The sequence below is a fragment of the Pseudoalteromonas sp. THAF3 genome, assembly GCF_009363775.1.
Lineage (GTDB): Bacteria > Pseudomonadota > Gammaproteobacteria > Enterobacterales > Alteromonadaceae > Pseudoalteromonas > Pseudoalteromonas ruthenica.
This window is the reverse complement of record NZ_CP045418.1, coordinates 76,320-97,381: the sequence shown is the minus strand read 5'-3', so window position 1 is coordinate 97,381 and position 21,062 is coordinate 76,320. Positions and strand designations below refer to the sequence as shown.

General features: G+C 47.2%; 14 protein-coding genes and 3 rRNA genes. 9 read left to right on the top strand and 8 right to left on the bottom strand.

The window, feature by feature from the left end:
- Positions 1-294: 294 nt before the first annotated feature.
- Positions 295-1,239, bottom strand: a complete 945-nt coding sequence (gene ylqF / locus FIU82_RS00450) for a ribosome biogenesis GTPase YlqF (protein WP_022946257.1) — start codon at positions 1,237-1,239, stop codon at positions 295-297.
- Between the two features lie 106 nt (positions 1,240-1,345).
- Between ylqF and FIU82_RS00445 the strand changes: the two genes are divergently transcribed.
- A complete protein-coding gene (locus tag FIU82_RS00445; protein WP_022946256.1) occupies positions 1,346-1,891 on the top strand; it encodes a YaeQ family protein in 546 nt (181 codons plus the stop codon).
- A 32-nt stretch (positions 1,892-1,923) separates the two neighbouring features.
- On the top strand, positions 1,924-2,520 hold the full coding sequence (locus tag FIU82_RS00440; RefSeq protein WP_138588380.1) for an alpha/beta hydrolase: 597 nt from the start codon (positions 1,924-1,926) through the stop codon (positions 2,518-2,520).
- On the opposite strand, the gene FIU82_RS00435 is transcribed toward FIU82_RS00440, so the two are convergent.
- Complete coding sequence (locus FIU82_RS00435; RefSeq protein WP_022946254.1) at positions 2,517-2,714, bottom strand: hypothetical protein; 198 nt, start codon at positions 2,712-2,714, stop codon at positions 2,517-2,519. The genes FIU82_RS00440 and FIU82_RS00435 overlap by 4 nt on opposite strands.
- 289 nt (positions 2,715-3,003) lie before the next feature.
- On the opposite strand from FIU82_RS00435, the gene FIU82_RS00430 reads away from it, so the two are divergent.
- From FIU82_RS00430 to FIU82_RS00415, 4 genes are all read left to right on the top strand, one after another.
- Positions 3,004-3,477 carry a Dps family protein gene (locus FIU82_RS00430; RefSeq protein WP_022946252.1) on the top strand — a complete coding sequence of 158 codons (474 nt, stop codon included), beginning with the start codon at positions 3,004-3,006 and terminating at the stop codon, positions 3,475-3,477.
- Between the two features lie 75 nt (positions 3,478-3,552).
- Complete coding sequence (locus FIU82_RS00425; RefSeq protein ID WP_138510058.1) at positions 3,553-3,915, top strand: hypothetical protein; 363 nt, start codon at positions 3,553-3,555, stop codon at positions 3,913-3,915.
- A 10-nt stretch (positions 3,916-3,925) separates the two neighbouring features.
- On the top strand, positions 3,926-5,311 hold the full coding sequence (locus FIU82_RS00420) for a lyase family protein (protein WP_152440087.1): 1,386 nt from the start codon (positions 3,926-3,928) through the stop codon (positions 5,309-5,311).
- A 93-nt stretch (positions 5,312-5,404) separates the two neighbouring features.
- Complete coding sequence (locus FIU82_RS00415) at positions 5,405-5,929, top strand: hypothetical protein (RefSeq protein WP_152440086.1); 525 nt, start codon at positions 5,405-5,407, stop codon at positions 5,927-5,929.
- 789 nt (positions 5,930-6,718) lie between these two features.
- On the opposite strand, the gene rrf is transcribed toward FIU82_RS00415, so the two are convergent.
- From rrf to rhlB, 5 genes are all read right to left on the bottom strand, one after another.
- Positions 6,719-6,833: ribosomal RNA gene (rrf, locus tag FIU82_RS00405) — 5S ribosomal RNA — on the bottom strand.
- A gap of 115 nt (positions 6,834-6,948) precedes the next feature.
- A 23S ribosomal RNA gene (locus FIU82_RS00400) occupies positions 6,949-9,833 on the bottom strand.
- A gap of 259 nt (positions 9,834-10,092) precedes the next feature.
- A 16S ribosomal RNA gene (locus tag FIU82_RS00395) occupies positions 10,093-11,627 on the bottom strand.
- Together the 16S, 23S and 5S rRNA genes form the textbook arrangement of a ribosomal RNA operon.
- 554 nt (positions 11,628-12,181) lie before the next feature.
- A complete protein-coding gene (gppA, locus tag FIU82_RS00390; protein ID WP_045979503.1) occupies positions 12,182-13,675 on the bottom strand; it encodes a guanosine-5'-triphosphate,3'-diphosphate diphosphatase in 1,494 nt (497 codons plus the stop codon).
- Between the two features lie 55 nt (positions 13,676-13,730).
- Positions 13,731-15,002 (bottom strand): ATP-dependent RNA helicase RhlB, encoded by a 1,272-nt coding sequence (gene rhlB / locus FIU82_RS00385; protein WP_022943567.1) that lies wholly within the window; start codon positions 15,000-15,002, stop codon positions 13,731-13,733.
- Positions 15,003-15,093: 91 nt separating this feature from the next.
- Here rhlB and trxA point away from each other — a divergent pair, with 91 nt between their 5' ends.
- The 3 genes from trxA (at position 15,094) to FIU82_RS00370 (ending at position 18,233) form a co-directional block, all read left to right on the top strand.
- Positions 15,094-15,420 (top strand): thioredoxin TrxA, encoded by a 327-nt coding sequence (trxA, locus tag FIU82_RS00380; protein WP_022943568.1) that lies wholly within the window; start codon positions 15,094-15,096, stop codon positions 15,418-15,420.
- A gap of 173 nt (positions 15,421-15,593) precedes the next feature.
- On the top strand, positions 15,594-16,853 hold the full coding sequence (rho, locus tag FIU82_RS00375) for a transcription termination factor Rho (RefSeq protein ID WP_022943569.1): 1,260 nt from the start codon (positions 15,594-15,596) through the stop codon (positions 16,851-16,853).
- Positions 16,854-16,970: 117 nt separating this feature from the next.
- Entirely contained in the window at positions 16,971-18,233 is a 1,263-nt protein-coding gene (locus tag FIU82_RS00370) for a methyl-accepting chemotaxis protein (protein ID WP_152440084.1), read from the top strand.
- Here the strand turns inward: FIU82_RS00370 and FIU82_RS00365 are convergent.
- Positions 18,225-21,011 (bottom strand): ATP-binding protein, encoded by a 2,787-nt coding sequence (locus FIU82_RS00365; RefSeq protein WP_152440083.1) that lies wholly within the window; start codon positions 21,009-21,011, stop codon positions 18,225-18,227. The two genes, FIU82_RS00370 and FIU82_RS00365, sit on opposite strands and share 9 nt — an antisense overlap.
- Positions 21,012-21,062: the final 51 nt, after the last annotated feature.

The window sequence follows — 21,062 nt, the reverse complement described above, 5'->3', positions numbered from 1 at the left end:
GTTGACACAAAGGCAAATCTTATTGATAATCAATATCAACAAAACGGGAACGCATTCGAAAGCAGTGATGTCATTAAACGTTTTGTTGCGGACAACTTTGTTTCTCGACCCTGAAACACGTGTTGCGCACGTAATGCGCTTTGGTTGGTGGCTGCACTCCTCAACGCCCCTTGAACTGTTAGGCCGCCAACCACCCTACTATTTTACTTGCTACATTGCTCATATCGGTGACGGTAGATATGAAAACAAAAAAGCCCGAAAGGGCTTTTTTTATGTCTAAAATTTGTCGTGATATCAGCGGCGGTTTTTCCGTGCTCTTGCACGTCGTTGCCGCTTTTCTTCTTCCTTAGCGGCCTTTTTAGCCTCTGCTGCCGCGCGCAATTCGGCAACCATTTGTTCCTCTCGCTCACGCATCTGCGGAGTTTCCATGGTAATACGTCCAATCACCGCATCACGTAACTCGTTAATGAGAATTTCAGCGAACTTATGAAGATCAACCTGATTACCACCACGCAGACAGCCGCGATTTTTGCCCGCTGCAAGCATAAAGTCATAGTCATGTTCTGGCAGTGGTGACACTTTATAGCGTTGGCTCAATAATGCCGGATACGCTTGCAGTAAATACTCACAGGTGTAGCTGGCAACCTCTTCATAATCAATAGCGGTGTCACGAATAGCGCCGGTTGCCGCTAAACGATAGCCGGAGTTCTCGTTTTCAACCTTAGGCCATAACATCCCTGGGGTGTCGTAAAGCATGATCCCTTCGTCTATTTTTATCCGCTGTTGCGCTTTGGTGACCGCAGGTTCATTGCCGGTTTTAGCAACGATGCGCCCTGCAAGCGTATTGATAAGCGTTGACTTACCAACGTTAGGGATCCCCATAATCATGGCTTTAATCTGTTTATCAGCACCTACTTTGTGCGGCACAAGCTTTTTACACAGTTCAATGACTTTGCCAGTATGGCCCGCTTTATCGTTCGCGAGCGGCATGGCTTTGACACCATTTTCACGCTCAAGGTAGTCCATCCATTGGGTGGTCATCTGCGGGTCGGCTAAGTCAGCCTTATTTAGGATCTTAATGACTGGCTTATCACCGCGCAACGCGCCAACCATAGGGTTCTCACTGCTGTAGGGAATGCGCGCGTCCAATACCTCAATGATGACATCCATTTGTGGCATGATCTCTTTAATTTCGTTACGCGCTTTATTCATATGGCCTGGGAACCACTGGATTGCCATGTTTTCTCTCCCCTAAGTGATGAATAATTATTTTACCTTCGAGACACGCCAAGATCACCCGTTAATGTGTATACTGCCCGCTTTTCTTCTCTCTTATGGAACAGGCATGGCCCTAAAAGCAACGATCATCAAGGCACGATTGAATATTAGTGATTTAAACCGCCATCATTACCAGCAATACTCTTTTACCCTCGCGCAGCACCCATCAGAAACCGACCAACGGATGATGATCAGAGTGCTTGCCTTTGCCTTAAATGCTAATGATAATTTAGTTTTCACCAAAGGCTTATGTGCCGATGATGAGCCCGAGCTGTGGTGGATAAACGACGATGATAGCATTCACTTATGGGTAGAACTTGGTCTCGCTGATGACAAGCGCCTAAAAAAGGCCTGTAGCCGAGCACAGCAAGTATTACTTTATGCCTATGGTGAAGGAAGCCAGCAAGCTTGGTGGCAAAAACACCAAGCGAAACTCGCTGGGTTTGATAACCTGCGTATCGTCAGCCTTGCTTATGAAGATACGCAGAAGCTAGCAGCAATGGCCTCCAGAAGCTTAGATTTAACGATTACCATCGAAGATAATGAAGTGTGGGTGAGTGATAGCGAGACCAGCTTACAAATCCCCTTGACCTTGTTGCAAGGACAAGGCTAAATACTAGCGCCATTGTTATCAACGGAGTCACTATGATCACTAAGGTAGTTGTATTACACGGATTGTATATGTCTGGCTTCGTAATGCGCCCTCTTTGCGCACGTCTTAAAAAGCAGGGGTATGGCATTTTAAATGTGTCATACAACACCCTGAACCCAGATACCGATAAAATCTTTGCGCAAATTAATGACTTCATCGCCGATGACCAGTGCGCTTTTGTTTGTCATTCCTTGGGCGGCCTTATTGCTCGGCAATACCTCAGTCAGGCGTTTCCACAGACGAACCAGGTAAAAAAGGTCTTTACCCTTGGCACCCCACACAAAGGGGCACAAATAGCCCGCCATATGCAGGACCGGGGCATGCAAGCACTGTTGAAGAATAGCCTTGAGTACCTCGTGAGTGAAAGCCAAGATTGGCCCTTCTCAGCCCAACTCTACAGTATCGCCGGAGACTTGCCCTTTGGCTTACTGCCATTATTTGAGCAAGGCAAGCCGTCAGATGGTACGGTCATGGTCGATGAAACCCGCGTCTCAGGTATGGCGCAGCATAAAGTTTTTCACCTTAGCCACACCAGCCTCATTTACTCGCGTAAGGTGGTCGATTATATCTTGGCGCAGCTAAAGACTTAATCCTCAGCAGCCGCTGCAATTTTATACGCAATTACCGCAATAACACCGACTATCAATGGGATCGGCGCAGCAATAATGCCAAACGCATCAGAGTTGGCATAACTGGCTCCAGCTAAATGACCAACAAGACCGATTACAAAGGTTAGTACGGCGATAATACATACTGTGATTTCTGCTTTTTTTGCTTTTGTCATTGCCCTATCTCCTCATCGTTGATGGTTTCAGTATGGCCTGCACAAGGAAAGTAACCTTGCGCTAAATCAAGTTTTCACTGGGCAATAATTCATCGGTATCGAGTTGTTGCGTTAGATCAAAAATTCATCTCCTCGGCCTTGTTTTTGGCATACATCATGCCCAAGTATGATTATAGGGTCGGTGTTGTTATCGCTAAAAGTGATGTCAGGCATCGAATTTATCTGCTTGTTATCAGGTGCCTTTAGGCCATACTGATTATCAGCAAACAACCATGCAAAGGAGACAGCTATGTCGCAAATCAATGCCATTGGATTAGATAGTGAAGAAACTCAAAACGTAATTGAATCACTCAATCGGCTATTAAGTTGCTATCAAATTCAGTATATGAATGCCCGTGGCTTCCATTGGAACATCAAAGGTCGTGATTTCTTCGAGCTGCACGTGAAGTTTGAGGAAATTTATAATTTGCTGTTGGAAAAAGTAGATGAAATAGCTGAGCGTATTCTTACCTTGGGTGGTGAGCCCTTACACGCATTTTCGGACTTTATCGAATTAAGCCAAATTAACGAAGTGAAAAATGTCAGCGACGGCGGCCAAGCCGTACAATCACTCGTCGATGGCTACTCAACACTTATAAAAATGCAGCGTAAGGTGCTCAGTGATGCCGGCGATAACCAAGATGAAGGGACAGCCGCATTAATGAGCGATTACATCAAAGAACAAGAGAAGCTTGTTTGGATGTTAAAAGCCTATTTGGATTAATCACAAAATCACTTGCATCTTCCCCCTCTAGCTGTAATGATAATTATTATCAATACAGCTAGAGGGATTTGCACCGTGCCACAGATTTCGCTTGAATTTCTTGGAGCTCAACTGCGCCGTCTATCGCGGTGTCAACAAGGCCAAGCACCCAACTTAGTTGCACAGTTTATTGAAACGGGTTTGCATTGGGCTCGCTACTATGGAGCTCGACAGATGTATTTATTACAAGAGCTTTATTTACGTCGCACGTTTTACCAATTGGTTAATATCATCTGTGACCCTTTGTTGGAACAGCAAGTAAGAAAACAAAGCCTTTGTCAGTTGCATAAACCACAGCTTGCCCTTCAGCGCTTTTATCGCCAGCAACAGGGTATGCATAAGTACAGAGCACTCAGCCAAGAAGCTCGCGTTCTCTGTCATGAGTTCAACCCCTATTAAGGAGCACATTATGAGCACAGAGTACCGACATGAAAAGGACAGCATGGGTGAGCTACAGGTCCCAGCAGATGCCTTATATCAAGCACAAACCCAACGCGCTGTGAACAACTTTCACATCAGTGCCATGCGTATGCCAGCACGCTTTATTCAGGCATTGGCACAGATAAAACGCGCAGCCGCCACCGTTAATACCGAGCTAGGGCATCTTGATGCCAATGTGGGTGGTGCAATAGACAACGCCTGTCGCGAAATTATTGCTGGTGAGCACCTTGAGCACTTCCCTGTGGATGTATTTCAAACCGGCTCAGGGACCAGTACCAATATGAACGCTAATGAGGTCATTGCTACGCGTGCAAGTCAGTTACTGGGTGATAATGTACACCCCAATGATCATGTCAATATGGGGCAAAGCTCCAATGATGTGATCCCAACAGCAATTCATGTAAGTAGTGCGCTGGCGATAGAGAAAGAGCTGATCCCAGCACTGGATCACCTTATTAGTGTGATAGAAGCTAAGATTGAACAAGTGGGCAGCCATGTTAAAACCGGCCGCACACATTTAATGGATGCCATGCCTGTTACCTTCGCTCAAAGCATGTCGGCTTGGCGCGAACAAGTCGTTAAGGCGAAGCAACAAATCAGCGCTAGCGCTGAGCACTTACAGCAACTTGCCCAAGGCGGCACTGCTGTAGGCACAGGTATAAATGCTGATCCTGAATTTTCGGCGCGTTTCGCTAAACAGCTCGCTACCCAAACCGATAGTCACTTCCAAGGGGCAGAAAACCTGTTCTACCACATCGCAACTCAAGATTCGGTGGTTGCGGTATCCGGGCAACTAAAGACTGCTGCGGTCGCGTTTATGAAAATCGCTAACGACCTACGTTGGATGAACTCTGGACCTTTAGGTGGGATTGGTGAAATAGAGCTCGAAGCACTGCAACCTGGTTCATCCATTATGCCTGGCAAAGTGAACCCGGTGATCCCTGAGGCCACAGCCATGGTTTCGGCGCAGGTCATAGGTAATGACAGTACTATTACCGTAGCGGGTCAGGCTGGTAACTTTGAACTAAATGTAATGTTGCCCGTTATCGCCTATAACGTATTGCAGAGTATCGAGTTACTGACTAATACCAGCTATGCTTTGGCCGATAAGGCAATTGCCAGCTTCGTCGTCAGAGAAGATAACTTACAGCGTTCTTTAGCAAAGAACCCCATTCTGGTAACGGCGCTTAACCCCATTATTGGATATGAGAAGGCGGCCGCTATTGCCAAGCAAGCTTACAAAGAGAATAAAGCTATTCTCGATGTAGCTGCAGCACAAACCGACATTCCTTATAAGGAGCTAGAGAAGTTACTCGATCCTAAAGGGCTTACCCTAGGGGGCATTCAAAAATAGATAGCCTGAGCTTAGTGACCATAACATTGGCATTTGCGCATTAGCGCAATGTTTGTATTATGGTCACTATACTCATCAACAATTATAAATATTATGCGCCACTTAATTATCCCCCTTGCACTGCTCTCCCTCACTGCATGTCAAAATAATGAGCCACAAAATACGACCGGTGAAATAGAGACAGCCGTAGAGCAAGCTAGCTCTGAGTCAACAACAGATAATCTAGGAAAAGATAAGCGGATAGACGGCGAACAACTTAGCCAACCGATTAACGAAGAGCGCGCCATTAGTGCCACAGAGCAATCCATCAAAGCTGATTATCAACGTTTAGAAGCACTGACGCAGGACAAATCTTGTGACAGCGCCAGCCAATGTAAAGTGGTTGCAGTGGGTAGCCGTGCTTGCGGCGGCCCAAGCCAATATCTTGTATATTCAAGTAAATCAGCAGATCCGCAGCAAGTGTCTGCGTTAGCAAACAGTTTGGCTGCTCAGGAAAGCCAACTAAATGCTGAAAAAGGCATGGTCAGTATCTGTCAGCACCTTACGCGACCCGCAGCACAATGCAAAGCAAAGCAGTGCGTCGCTGTACAGAGCAATGCCAACCAAGAAACGTATTAATAACCGAAGGCGCTCAACACCAGCGACAATACAGTAACGGCGGCAATACAAGCCAAAGCCCGAATAATAAATTTGGGCTTTATCTCATTCTTATACCAATGAAAGTAAAGGAATTTGACGAAATACGTTGCAGCTACACCAAACAGCGCAAAGATCAATAAGTAAGCAAGTAACGGAAGGGTCAAAAGTCAGCCCTAATAAATTCAAAATCTGTTCTCTAGCCTAACAATTCCACTCGAAAAAGACCAAAAATATATAGCCATTTGGCACCCCCTAATCATGTTTTTAAAAGCCTAATATTGTAGGTCATGGGTTACCCAGCCTAGCCTACAGGTGTGGGGTTTTCTGTTGTTTGGTTCTGTTGTGGGTCAGGGTTTACCCTGACTAGGGTGATGCAAGGCTGAAGCCTTGCCTACAGGTGCTGTGACAGATGGTGCTGTGTTGTGGGTCAGGGTTTACCCTGACTAGGCTGATGCAAGGCTAAAAGCCTTGCCTACAGGTGTGGGTTTTTTCTGGTGTTCCGCTCTGTTGTAGGTCGGGATTTATCCTGACTAGGGTGGTGCAAGGCTAAAAGCCTTGCCTACAGATGCGGTGACGGTGTGCTGTGTTGTAGGTTGGGGTTTACCCGGACTAGATGCTGCAAGGCTGAAGCCTTGCCTACAGATGCGGTGACGGTGTGCTGTGTTGTAGGTCAGGGTTTACCCTGACTAGGATGTTGCAAGGCTGAGGCCTGGCCTACAGGCATAAAAAAACCCGCTGCACTGGTGCAACGGGTTTCTCTAATTAGGAGCCTGGTGATGACCTACTTTCACATGGGCGAACCCACACTATCATCGGCGCAGTTCCGTTTCACTTCTGAGTTCGGCATGGGGTCAGGTGGGTCCAGAACGCTATTATCACCAAGCATAAACTTGGGCTAACACGGCGTGTTAGTCATTTGGAAAGCTGTATAAGTAACTCTACTTTAGTCTCTTAACTTCTGTGCTTAAACAGTCACATACAAACCACTTTGGCGTTGTATGGTTAAGCCTCACGGGTAATTAGTACAGGTTAGCTTAACGCCTTGCAGCGCTTCCACATCCTGCCTATCAACGTTGTCGTCTTCAACGGCCCTTTAGTGGCGTTAAACGCCAAGTGAGAACTCATCTCGAGGCTCGCTTCCCGCTTAGATGCTTTCAGCGGTTATCGATTCCGAACGTAGCTACCGGGCAATGCCTTTGGCAAAACAACCCGAACACCAGCGGTTCGTCCACTCCGGTCCTCTCGTACTAGGAGCAGCCCCTCTCAATTCTCAAACGCCCACGGCAGATAGGGACCGAACTGTCTCACGACGTTCTAAACCCAGCTCGCGTACCACTTTAAATGGCGAACAGCCATACCCTTGGGACCGACTTCAGCCCCAGGATGTGATGAGCCGACATCGAGGTGCCAAACACCGCCGTCGATATGAACTCTTGGGCGGTATCAGCCTGTTATCCCCGGAGTACCTTTTATCCGTTGAGCGATGGCCCTTCCATTCAGAACCACCGGATCACTATGACCTACTTTCGTACCTGCTCGACGTGTCTGTCTCGCAGTTAAGCTGGCTTCTACCATTACACTAACCGTACGATGTCCGACCGTACTTAGCCAACCTTCGTGCTCCTCCGTTACTCTTTGGGAGGAGACCGCCCCAGTCAAACTACCCACCAGGCACTGTCCGCAACCCCGATTCAGGGGCCAACGTTAGAACATCAAACATACAAGGGTGGTATTTCAAGGATGGCTCCATGATTACTGGCGTAACCACTTCAAAGCCTCCCACCTATCCTACACATGTAGGCTCAATGTTCAGTGCCAAGCTGTAGTAAAGGTTCACGGGGTCTTTCCGTCTAGCCGCGGGTACACAGCATCTTCACTGCGATTTCAATTTCACTGAGTCTCGGGTGGAGACAGCGTGGCCATGGTTACACCATTCGTGCAGGTCGGAACTTACCCGACAAGGAATTTCGCTACCTTAGGACCGTTATAGTTACGGCCGCCGTTTACCGGGGCTTCGATCAAGAGCTTCGACAAAGTCTAACCCCATCAATTAACCTTCCGGCACCGGGCAGGTGTCACACCGTATACGTCATCTCACGATTTAGCACAGTGCTGTGTTTTTAATAAACAGTCCCAGCCACCTGGTCACTGCGACCCACTTCAGCTCCAGACGCAGGTCCTTCACCTAATGTGGGCGTACCTTCTCCCGAAGTTACGGTACTATTTTGCCTAGTTCCTTCACCCGAGTTCTCTCAAGCGCCTTAGTATTCTCTACCTGACCACCTGTGTCGGTTTAGGGTACGATTCGATATAGACTGAAGCTTAGAGGCTTTTCCTGGAAGTATGGCACCAACAGCTTCCACTCCGTAGAGTGTCGTCTCGACTCTCAGCCTTAAAGAATCCCGGATTTACCTAAGATTCAAGCCTACTGCCTTTCACACGGACAACCAACGCCGTGCCTGCCTAGCCTTCTCCGTCCCCCCATCGCATCTATACCAAGTACGGGAATATTAACCCGTTTCCCATCGACTACGCCTTTCGGCCTCGCCTTAGGGGTCGACTCACCCTACCCTGATTAACATGGGATAGGAACCCTTGGTCTTCCGGCGTGCGGGTTTTTCACCCGCATTATCGTTACTCATGTCAGCATTCGCACTTGTGATATGTCCAGCATGCCTCCCGGCACACCTTCAGCCACTTACACAACGCTCCCCTACCCCGCAACATAAAGTTGCAGCCGCAGCTTCGGTGGTATGTTTAGCCCCGTTACATCTTCCGCGCAGGCCGACTCGACTAGTGAGCTATTACGCTTTCTTTAAAGGGTGGCTGCTTCTAAGCCAACCTCCTAGCTGTTTTAGCCTTCCCACATCGTTTCCCACTTAACATACACTTTGGGACCTTAGCTGGCGGTCTGGGTTGTTTCCCTCTCCACGATGGACGTTAGCACCCACCGTGTGTCTCCCGGATAGTACTCATTGGTATTCGGAGTTTGCATGGGGTTGGTAAGTCGGGATGACCCCCTAGCCCAAACAGTGCTCTACCCCCAATGGTATTCGTCCGAGGCTCTACCTAAATAGATTTCGGGGAGAACCAGCTATCTCCCGGTTTGATTAGCCTTTCACTCCAAGCCACAGGTCATCCCCTAACTTTTCAACGTTAGTGGGTTCGGTCCTCCAATTGATGTTACTCAATCTTCAACCTGCCCATGGCTAGATCACCGGGTTTCGGGTCTATACCTTGCAACTCAACGCGCAGTTAACGCTCGCTTTCACTACGGCTACCCTATTCGGTTAACCTCGCTACAAAATATAAGTCGCTGACCCATTATACAAAAGGTACGCAGTCACCCTCGAAGGGCTCCTACTGCTTGTACGTACACGGTTTCAGGTTCTATTTCACTCCCCTCACAGGGGTTCTTTTCGCCTTTCCCTCACGGTACTGGTTCACTATCGGTCAGTTGGGAGTATTTAGCCTTGGAGGATGGTCCCCCCATATTCAGTCAAAGTTTCACGTGCTCCGACCTACTCGATTTCACTTATTAGACGTTGTCGTGTACGGGACTATCACCCTGTATCGTGGCACTTTCCAGAGCCTTCCACTAACATCAAATAAGCTTAAGGGCTGCTCCGATTTCGCTCGCCGCTACTTTCGGAATCTCGGTTGATTTCTTTTCCTACGGGTACTTAGATGTTTCAGTTCTCCGCGTTCGCCTCTTACACCTATGTATTCAGTGCAAGATACCTGCAAGCAGGTGGGTTTCCCCATTCGGAAATCCTGGCCTCAAGCGCTTTTTACTAGCTTGACCAGGCTTATCGCAAGTTAATACGTCCTTCATCGCCTCCAACTGCCAAGGCATCCACCGTGTACGCTTAGTCACTTAACCATACAACCCAAAGTAGTTTGAGCTGTTTGGTGCGACTGTTTAACTTCGCCAGAAGTTATAGAATACTAAAGTAGACGCACAATTAATCTGTCGATTAACTGGCATTTTCTTTACTTATTGAGAACTCTAAATCACTTACGTGATTCAAAGTTTTTATCAGCTTTCCAAATTGTTAAAGAGCAAATATTACCTACCCGCCTTGGCAAGTAAGTAACAATCATCTGTGTGGACACTGCGAACAAATTCGTTCTAAATCGTATAAGGAGGTGATCCAGCCCCAGGTTCCCCTAGGGCTACCTTGTTACGACTTCACCCCAGTCATGAATCACTCCGTGGTGATCGCCCTCCCGAAGGTTAGGCTAACCACTTCTGGAGCAACCCACTCCCATGGTGTGACGGGCGGTGTGTACAAGGCCCGGGAACGTATTCACCGCGACATTCTGATTCGCGATTACTAGCGATTCCGACTTCATGGAGTCGAGTTGCAGACTCCAATCCGGACTACGACGCACTTTAAGTGATTCGCTCACCCTCGCAGGCTCGCAGCACTCTGTATGCGCCATTGTAGCACGTGTGTAGCCCTACACGTAAGGGCCATGATGACTTGACGTCGTCCCCACCTTCCTCCGGTTTATCACCGGCAGTCTCCTTAGAGTTCCCGACCGAATCGCTGGCAACTAAGGATAGGGGTTGCGCTCGTTGCGGGACTTAACCCAACATCTCACAACACGAGCTGACGACAGCCATGCAGCACCTGTCTCAGAGCTCCCGAAGGCACCAATCTATCTCTAGAAAGTTCTCTGGATGTCAAGTGTAGGTAAGGTTCTTCGCGTTGCATCGAATTAAACCACATGCTCCACCGCTTGTGCGGGCCCCCGTCAATTCATTTGAGTTTTAACCTTGCGGCCGTACTCCCCAGGCGGTCTACTTAATGCGTTTGCTTTGGAAAACAGCTCCGAAAAGCCGAGCTCCTAGTAGACATCGTTTACGGCGTGGACTACCAGGGTATCTAATCCTGTTTGCTCCCCACGCTTTCGTACATGAGCGTCAGTGTTGACCCAGGTGGCTGCCTTCGCCATCGGTATTCCTTCAGATCTCTACGCATTTCACCGCTACACCTGAAATTCTACCACCCTCTATCACACTCTAGCCTGCCAGTTCGAAATGCAGTTCCCAGGTTAAGCCCGGGGCTTTCACATCTCGCTTAACAAACCGCCTGCGTACGCTTTACGCCCAGTAATTCCGATTAACGCTCGCACCCTCCGTATTACCGCGGCTGCTGGCACGGAGTTAGCCGGTGCTTCTTCTGCAAGTAACGTCACAGATGTAAGGTATTAACTTACACCCTTTCCTCCTTGCTGAAAGTGCTTTACAACCCGAAGGCCTTCTTCACACACGCGGCATGGCTGCATCAGGCTTGCGCCCATTGTGCAATATTCCCCACTGCTGCCTCCCGTAGGAGTCTGGGCCGTGTCTCAGTCCCAGTGTGGCTGATCATCCTCTCAAACCAGCTAGGGATCGTCGCCTTGGTGAGCCATTACCTCACCAACTAGCTAATCCCACTTGGGCCAATCTAAAGGCGAGAGCCGAAGCCCCCTTTGGTCCGTAGACATTATGCGGTATTAGCCGTCGTTTCCAACGGTTGTCCCCCACCTCAAGGCATGTTCCCAAGCATTACTCACCCGTCCGCCGCTCGACGCCAGAGGTGCAAGCACCTCTTCGTTTCCGCTCGACTTGCATGTGTTAGGCCTGCCGCCAGCGTTCAATCTGAGCCATGATCAAACTCTTCAATTAAAAGTTTTTTATTCTCTACCTAATGAAAGGCGAAGAATCATGCTCAATGAATACTGATTTTGTTCTTGTTTCCAAGAACGAATTGACTGTGCTGAATAAATTAAATTTATTCCGTTGGTCACTCAGTTCAATTGAGACTCTAAATCTGTTTGCGTCATCTAGCGAACTAGAATCGGCTGTTAGAACTCAATCTGTACGAGTGCCCACACAGATGATTGCTTCATATTTTTAAAGAACGTTTCGAGTTGCTTTCGCGTCTCGAGGGCTGTGCATTCTACTCAACCCTGTTTTATTGTCAACACTTTATTTTAAGAAGTTTGCATTTTTCAATGCGCTTTTTAAAACTCAGTTTTACTTGACTCACCCAACTCGTTGAAGTGCTTGTTTGTAAGCAGTCAGCCGTGTCGGTGGATGCGCATTATAGGGAGATTCGATTTCCACGCAACCCCTTTTTTAAAGAAAACTGCAAAAAATGGATCGTTTGCTTTTAATTTAGGCATTACGGCTTAAATTAATACAAAAAGCCGCTGTTCGGCGGCTTTATTGTGGGACTTTTATTGTTGGATGGTTAACTTCCAACCAGCATTACGTTGGTAGAGTGTCTCTTGGTTAAGTTCGCTTAGCATAAGCGGGTGTTGCTTTAACCATTGCGAGTCTATAGATAAGATGAGTGCCTCACCTTGAGCATTAATGGCTAGTTGCGGTAGTACATCATCTTTACGGCGCATAGAGAGAATAACAGCTAAACGCAAAACTCTAACCAAACATATCGCTAGTTGTTGGTGCGCACCAAGGGACTCAAACTGGTTTGCACTCAAGTCCCCCTTGTGGCTTTGCACTAACTTAGTCACTAATAAGTGCTGTTGACGAGTGAACCCTGGCATATCGGTATTTTTAAGAATATAAGCGCCGTGTTTTGGATATTGCTTATATTCAATTAATAAACCCACTTCATGGAGTTTTGCAGCGCTATGCAGTAAAGCGTGATCAGTCTCATTCAAATGCCAATCACTGGCCAGTTGTGTGGCGAGCAATTTGGCGATACAGGCTACGCGCTCACCCTGGCTATGATCTACATGGTAACGGGTAACAAAGCTGTCGATAGTACGTTGTCTAATATCTTTACGCTGTAGTTCGGGGATCATGCTATAGAGCACCCCTTCGCGAAGCGCACCACCGGCCAAGCCCATCGCTTCAATTTCTAACACTTCAAAGATAGCAATCAGGATTGCTAATCCAGAGACAAAGACCAAACGACGTTCTTCGCTTAAGCCAGGAAGTTGAAGGCTATCAATATTGCTATATTGTACCGTTAGCTGTCGAATATCATGGAGCTTATCCAAGGTCAGTGTTTCGTCCTGACGCTGTGCGACCATAATTTCTTGAATTGCTTGTACGGTGCCCGATGCACCAGCGGCATAGTCCCATCCGGTGTGTTTATACTTAGCGGCGATCGGCTCGACAATATTTTTCGCCGCAGCAATAGCAGCATTATAGTTTTCTTGGCTTAAAGCGCCGTCTTTGAAATAAGCTTCTAGATAGGTAACACATCCCATATTGAGGCTTTGATAATGTATAGGGTGGGACCCTTCACCGATCACCACCTCGGTGCTCGCGCCACCAATATCAATAACCAGTTGCTTGCCACTGCATGAAGAAGTGTGTGCAACGCCTTGATAAATGGTTTTAGCTTCCTCTTCACCACTAATAACATTCACCGGGTGACCGAGAATCTCTTGCGCACGGTTCTTAAACTCTTCGGCGTTAGTGGCTAAGCGCAGCGTTGCCGTGGCAACAATGCACACCTGATGGGCAGGAATATCCTGCAAGCGTTCAGCAAATAAGGCTAAGCACTCCCAACCGCGCTCCATCGCCTCTTGGCTCAGGCACATTTGCGCGTCTAACCCTGCAGCAAGACGTACTTTACGTTTAACCCGACCAATTGTTTGCAAAGAGCCAGCAACGGTCTTAGCTATCAGCATGTGAAAACTGTTTGAGCCAAGATCGATTACCGCATATAAATCATCTTGGAGGGAAGGTTTCACCACTTGTTATTACCTCAAAAAAAGCTTGGCATAGGCCAAGCTTGGGGATCATTTACTTCTAACGCGGCTGACGACGCCGATTTTGCCCTTGGCCTTGGCCTCGACCGCCATTACGAGAACGTCCTTGCGGCCCTCGGCGTTTAATCATTTTTGGTGCTTTGATGTCATCCAACAATGCACTCTTGTCATAATGGGATAATGGGATGCTGTGTTCTATATACTCTTCTATCTCTTGAAGGTTATATGCATACTGCTCACAGGCAAAGCTAATAGCGTGTCCTGAAGCACCAGCGCGCCCAGTTCGACCGATGCGATGCACATAGTCTTCGCAGTCATCCGGTAGGTCATAGTTAAATACATGACTTACTTCCGGGATATGCAATCCGCGAGCGGCTACATCCGTAGCTACCAGAAAGTCTAAATCACCTTTAGTGAATTGCGCCAGGATAGACTGACGTTTTTTCTGATTGACGTCGCCTGTTAATAGCCCAACTCTGTGGTCGTCAGCTTTAAGCCATGCATATACCGTCTCGCAACTGTGTTTAGTATTAGCAAACACAATCGCTTTATCTGGCCATTCTTCTTCAATTAAGGTTAGCAGCAGCTTCATCTTGTCTTCTTGTGAAGGATGGAACAGCTCCTCTTGAATACGCTTACCCGTTTTCACATCCGGCTCAATTTGCACATGCTCTGGATTTGTCATGTGCTCAAACGCAAGCTCTTGGACACGATAAGACAGTGTCGCCGAGAACAATAAGTTCAGTCGCTCACTTGCTTCCGGCATCCGTCTAAACATATAACGGATGTCTTTAATAAAACCAAGGTCAAACATACGGTCGGCTTCATCAAGGACGACCACCTCAATATCATTCAGGGTGTAACAACCTTGCTTATAAAGGTCGATCAATCGTCCCGTGGTGCCAATTAAGATATCAACACCTTTTTCCAGCTGTGCCCGTTGTTTTTCATAATCCTCGCCACCATATAATAAACCTAGTTTAAGGTTGCAGTGTGGCGCCAAGATTTCTGCGTCTTTGTGGATCTGAATCGCGAGCTCCCGAGTGGGAGCCATGATCAGGGCTCTTGGTTGCTGACCCGATGGCTTTTGACTACGCAATAAGTAATGGCAAGTGGCCGTAAGAAACGCCAAAGTCTTGCCGGTGCCCGTTTGTGCCTGACCAGCAATATCTTGGCCAGCCATAATGTATGGCATACACTTTGCCTGAATTGGCGTGCAGTATTCAAAGCCACTTGCTTGCAATCCGGCAACCACTTCCGGTGCTAAAGCAAAGTCTGCAAATTTTTTATCGGTTAAATGTGTCTTATTCATAGCGATAAAGCATAACGCTTAAACTTGCAATAAGAAACAAGAGTGTTTAAATACGCACTAAATAAATTCGCCAAAATTAACGGAGAACGTGATGAGCGATAAAATTATCCAATTAACTGACGACAGCTTTGACGCTGACGTATTGCAATCAGACAAGCCTGTACTAGTCGACTTTTGGGCTGAATGGTGCGGACCTTGTAAAATGATTGCGCCAATCCTTGACGAAGTAGCTGGCGAATTTGACGGCCGTGTAAGCATTGGCAAACTCAACATCGACCAAAACGCAGGCACTCCGCCTAAGTTTGGTATTCGAGGTATTCCAACTTTATTGCTATTTAAAGATGGCCAAGTTGCAGCAACGAAAGTAGGTGCATTATCTAAAGCTCAGCTAGTTGAGTTCTTAGAGAACAACCTGTAATCACGCCGTTAAAAAAGGGCTTTGGCCCTTTTTTACTCTACAATTGTGTTTAAACACTGGACGATGCGCTTTCGAGCTGCTAGTTTATAACCCCAACAATCCTAAGTTTATCCAAAAACCTCACTCGGGATACTTCCATTTCGAGACGATAAATAGTTAAAGAACCCACCAATATGCATTTACGCGAACTGAAAGACAAGTCTATCAAAGAACTTGTAAAACTAGCCGAGTCTATGGGCTTAGAAAACGTAGCCCGCCTTAGAAAACAAGATATTATCTTCTCAATCTTAAAAGCGCACGCCAAAAGCGGTGAAAACATTTATGGCGGCGGTGTCTTGGAGATTTTGCAAGACGGCTTTGGCTTTTTACGTAGCTCTGAAGCCTCGTACCTAGCCGGCCCTGATGATATTTACGTCTCGCCAAGCCAAATTCGTCGTTTCAGTTTGCGTACTGGCGATACGATTGCGGGACTGATTCGTCCACCTAAGGATGGCGAACGCTACTTCGCACTATTAAAAGTGAACGAAGTTAACTTCGATAAACCTGAAAACTCCCGTACTAAAATCCTCTTCGAAAACCTTACTCCACTGCACGCAAACGAACGTTTACGCATGGAACGTGGTAATGGTAGTACCGAAGACATCACCGCACGGGTACTGGATTTAGCCTCACCAATTGGTAAGGGTCAGCGAGCCCTGATTGTTGCTCCGCCAAAAGCCGGTAAAACCATGTTGCTGCAAAACATTGCCCAGTCTATCAGCTACAATCAGCCTGATTGTGAGTTGATGGTTTTGCTGATTGACGAGCGCCCGGAAGAAGTAACAGAAATGCAGCGCTTGGTGAAAGGTGAAGTAGTAGCGTCAACATTTGATGAACCTGCCAGCCGTCACGTACAAGTAGCCGAAATGGTGATTGAGAAAGCCAAACGTCTGGTTGAACACAAAAAAGACGTGGTTATTCTTTTAGACTCCATTACCCGTTTAGCCCGCGCCTATAACACCGTAATCCCATCATCAGGTAAAGTACTGACCGGTGGTGTTGATGCGAATGCGCTACATAAACCAAAACGCTTCTTCGGTGCAGCGCGTAATGTTGAAGAAGGGGGTAGCTTGACCATCATAGCTACAGCTCTAATTGATACCGGCTCAAAAATGGATGAGGTCATCTACGAAGAGTTTAAGGGTACAGGTAACATGGAACTGCACCTTAACCGTAAGATTGCAGAGAAACGCGTATTCCCAGCAATTGACTTCAATCGCTCAGGTACACGCCGCGAAGAATTACTCACCAAGGCAGATGAGCTTCAGAAGATGTGGATTTTACGTAAGATTGTCCATGACATGTCGGAAATCGATGCCATGGAATTCCTCATCGATAAGCTTGCCATGTGTAAAACCAACGATGAATTCTTTGACTCGATGAAGCGCAAGTAACAACTGCTTTAGCTTACTCGTAGGCCGTGACTGTTTTGCAGTCGCGGCCTTTTTTATTTTGCGCCTAGACGAGATTAGTCTATATCTTAGATAGGGCAAAATATAATCAGTAAGCTAATGAATCTTAGAAATTTTTACCTTCTCTTTGTGGCGGTATTAACATTCACGCAAGTGATAGTGGCCTACCAGTTCACGTCATCGTGGTGGCACACCGCACTTATTTTATTGCCCACTATGGTTATCCTCGCCTTACTTATCTACGTTTTGAAGCGAGGCTCTGTACAAGATCATGAGCTGACCGCTGCCCTAGCACAACATTTGGTGGATGGAGAAAAAGTGAACGTCAGTTTTCGCTTTGATGACAGCAAACACGCTCCCCAATCTTATCTAGTATTCAATAGCTGCTTAGCCACCATTGAGCACTTAATCATGGAGATTCATGCCAGCTCTGCACGCCTTCTTCCGATGGCTGATGAACTTACCGATACTTATTCCTCAGTCACTCAAAAAGCGATGATGCAAAGTACCCATGGTAACGACATGGTAAACTCATTTAATGACATGCTGCACATTACGACCCAACTCGGCGGTGGCATTGACAATATTTGTGGCTCGTTGGAGCTGGCAACAAACTCAGTAAAGCAAACCAAAATCGATGCTGATAAAAGCCAGCGCAGCATGCAAACGCTGTCATCACAGATAGCACAAACCAACGATGAATTAGCACAGTTGCAACAAGACAGCGAAAAAATTAGTTCGGTGATTGATGTTATCAATGCCATTGCTGAACAAACCAATCTACTGGCATTAAACGCCGCGATTGAAGCGGCGCGCGCGGGTGAAATGGGCCGTGGCTTTGCTGTGGTCGCTGACGAAGTTCGCCACCTCGCCGCACGCACGACCAAATCCACCAGTGAAGTGCGGGAAATGGTGCAACATATTCAGCAAGGGACGCAGCGGGTCACCGAGTTGATGCAACAAAGCATCTCGCTGACACAGGAAACCGTTGAATTATCCGCGCAAGCGACTAACGAGGTCGACCAAATAGAGCATTCCATGCTCGACATTAGCGCCCATTCAGAACAAATCCGCAGTCAACTGCAGCAACAGCATACGCTGTCGGATAGAGCGCAAAGCTGCGTCGATGCCATGCAAGAGCTCAACTCAGACGCGCTGTCTAGCTCGCGAATACAATCAGTATCATCACAAGACTTGCTCAATCTCGCACAGTGTATAGAGCAGAAGATAAGCTTATTTATTACCAGTGAAGAACATTATGATACCCGCAAACGTAATGACCCCAGCCGAAAACACATAGATGCGCTGCCGCAAACGACAAGCCATAGTGAGGACCTTACGGGTGATATTGATTTATTCTAGTTCCAGATTTGCCAAGTCTTCGATTAATACACCGACTTGCTCTTTATCCTGATACTTTGCCGCAAGTTCAATATCGCATACCAACTCCGCAATGGTTTGGCTGGCAAACATCTGCGCAGCCCCTGCTAAGCGGTGGGCGACGGCCTTAATTTCATCGAGGTCATTACGAGCATGTGCATTTACTAAGCTTTCGATCTCTCTTGGCAAGGTGTGCATAAAGCTTTCGTGCAAGTCGCTCATATCCACACTCTGAGCCGCACGAGCGTCTATTTCAACATTCAAAAAGTGCTCTAGGGTGCGGCAAAACTCTTCTTTTTCGATAGGTTTCGCCAAGTGATTAGTGAACCCAGCAGCTTTGTACCGTTCAATATCATGGGTCATGGCGTTCGCCGTTAAAGCGATGATCGGTTGCGTATAGCCACATTGGCGCAACAAATTAAGAGCCTCAAGACCATCCATTTTTGGCATTTGGATATCCATTAACACTAAATCAGGGCAGTGCTGCAAAGTAAGCTCTACAGCTTGTTCACCATTAGCAGCGCTGTGCACTTTAATACCTAAGTTGGTAAGTAGACGCTCAATTAGTCTACGATTATCCTCGTGATCCTCGGCCAGTACCACCTCACCGGAAAAGCTCAGGGCCCGTGCTGCCTGAATCGTGTCGTTGCTGCGCTCGTCCATTTCCATACAACGACAAGGGATATAGAAGCTAAATGTACTGCCCTGCCCCAAAACACTGGAGACGCTTATATCTCCACCCATAATCTGCGCTAGTTGCTGCGATAGGCTAAGACCGAGGCCTGTACCGCCAAAGCGCCGGCTGATGGAGTTATCACCTTGGCTAAAGTTCGCAAAAATGGCGTCAAGCTTATCTTCAGCAATACCAATCCCGGTGTCTTTTACACGAAAGCACGCGCCTTGCTCATCAGCAGTAATAGCAAGTTCAACCTCACCTTGCTCAGTGAACTTCACCGCATTAGAGCATAAGTTCACCAGCACCTGTTTTACTCGAATGTAATCAAACTCCGCGCCGAAGCTTGCTGGCAACTTATTATTAATACGAAAAAGAATGCCTTTTTGTGATGCGCTTGGCTGGAACATGGCATTTATATCCGCAAGTAAGGAACAAATACTCACTGTTGAAATAACCAACTCCAGCTTGTTGGCCTCGATTTTACTCAAATCGAGTACATCGTTAATCAGCTCTCCAAGATGTTGGCTATTGTTGTAGATGACTCGTAGCTCCTTGGCTACTTGCTCGGCGGGCACATCGCCTTCGATGATTGCTTGCGCTTGACCCATAATAGAGGTCAGGGGGGTGCGTATTTCATGGCTGATATTGGCCAAGAATTGGCTTTTTATTTCGTTTGCCGCACTGAGCTGATCGGCCAACTCCTCCAGCTCTTTGGTACGTTGCTTTACTTTATCCTCTAGCATTGCCGTGGCTTTGCGCTCGGCAGAGCGCCGGAATAACAGCACTATACTGATAAAAGCCAATATCAATATACCTGCAGCTAGAAATGTCATTTGACGACGCTGCTGCGCTTCGAGTTTGTCTAACTGTTGCTGTTGCTTGAGCGAGTCAACCTGTTGTTGTAGTTCCGTGGCATTGTACTTAGCTTGAAAATCATTCAAAGAGCTGGCTATTTTATTGCTTAGCATCTCTTGCTGCTGGCGCTCATAGCGCTCGTATAGCAATGCGCTTTTGACATGATCACCCTGCGCCGCAGTCACGAGTAATTCAATTAAGGAAATCGCAGGAGAGGCTTTGTCATCGGTCACCTGCTCGCGCATGGTGTATACCTCTCGCAGCGCTTGCTGTGCCTGCTTATATTGACCTTTAGCGAACAGCAACTTGGCTTCAATTTCTTTAATATTGCTGTTGTAATGCAAATTATCCATTACCTCAGCCTGCGCTTGGGCGTCACGCATTTGCGTATAAGCGGCATCAAAACGCCCTTGCACGAAGTTTAATTCAGCTAAGCGAATAAGATTGACAATATGGTTTGGGCGGTCGCCATTTTCTTGGTATTTCACCAGAGCCTTTTGGTAGTAAATTTCTGCTTGTTCGAAATCCATACGTGATTGGTAAATAGAGCCTAAGTTAGTCTCCATTTGCGCTTGCCCTATGGTATCGCCCAAACGCTCAAAGCTATCACCTATTTGCTCATAAATATCGAACGCAGCTTCGAAGCGGTACCAGTCCATGTAAGCAACGGCAATGTTGTGCATGATATTAACTTGGTCATATTCGTCGCCATATTCATCGTAAAGCTCTTTTGCCTTTGAATAAGAGGCGATGGCCGCTTCGATTTGGTCTGCGCCAGAATAAGCCAGGCCAATATTATTATATAAATGGGCCGCAATAATGGGTTTGTCGATTTGCTCGATGATCTCGATGGCGCGAAGATAGTCTTCAATAGCGGTTAAATCTTGACCCCGGTAGTAGTGGCTAACGCCTTGCATCTGTGCGTATCGCGAATGCTCAATTACCGTGCCGTGTTTTGCGGCTAGTTGCTCTGCGCGTAAATAGTAGCGAGCCGCCTTTTCGTAGTTACTGTCTTCAAAAAACTGTTTGGCGATAAAGGCATTGACTGCTAATTGTTGTGGTTCAGAGAGAGATTGAGCGAGTTTGCTGATGGCGTAATCGCGTTGCAATTGCTGAGGTTGGGAGCGAATATCGTCAATCAGCGCATCACCATAGCTCAGGCTAGTAAAAAGTGAGCATACAAGTAACTGGATACACACCAGTAACCGAGGGAGCTTCCTTTGCGACATATTCCATTTCACTGTATTTTAAACCCTGTACACCCTACGCTGGGCAATCTC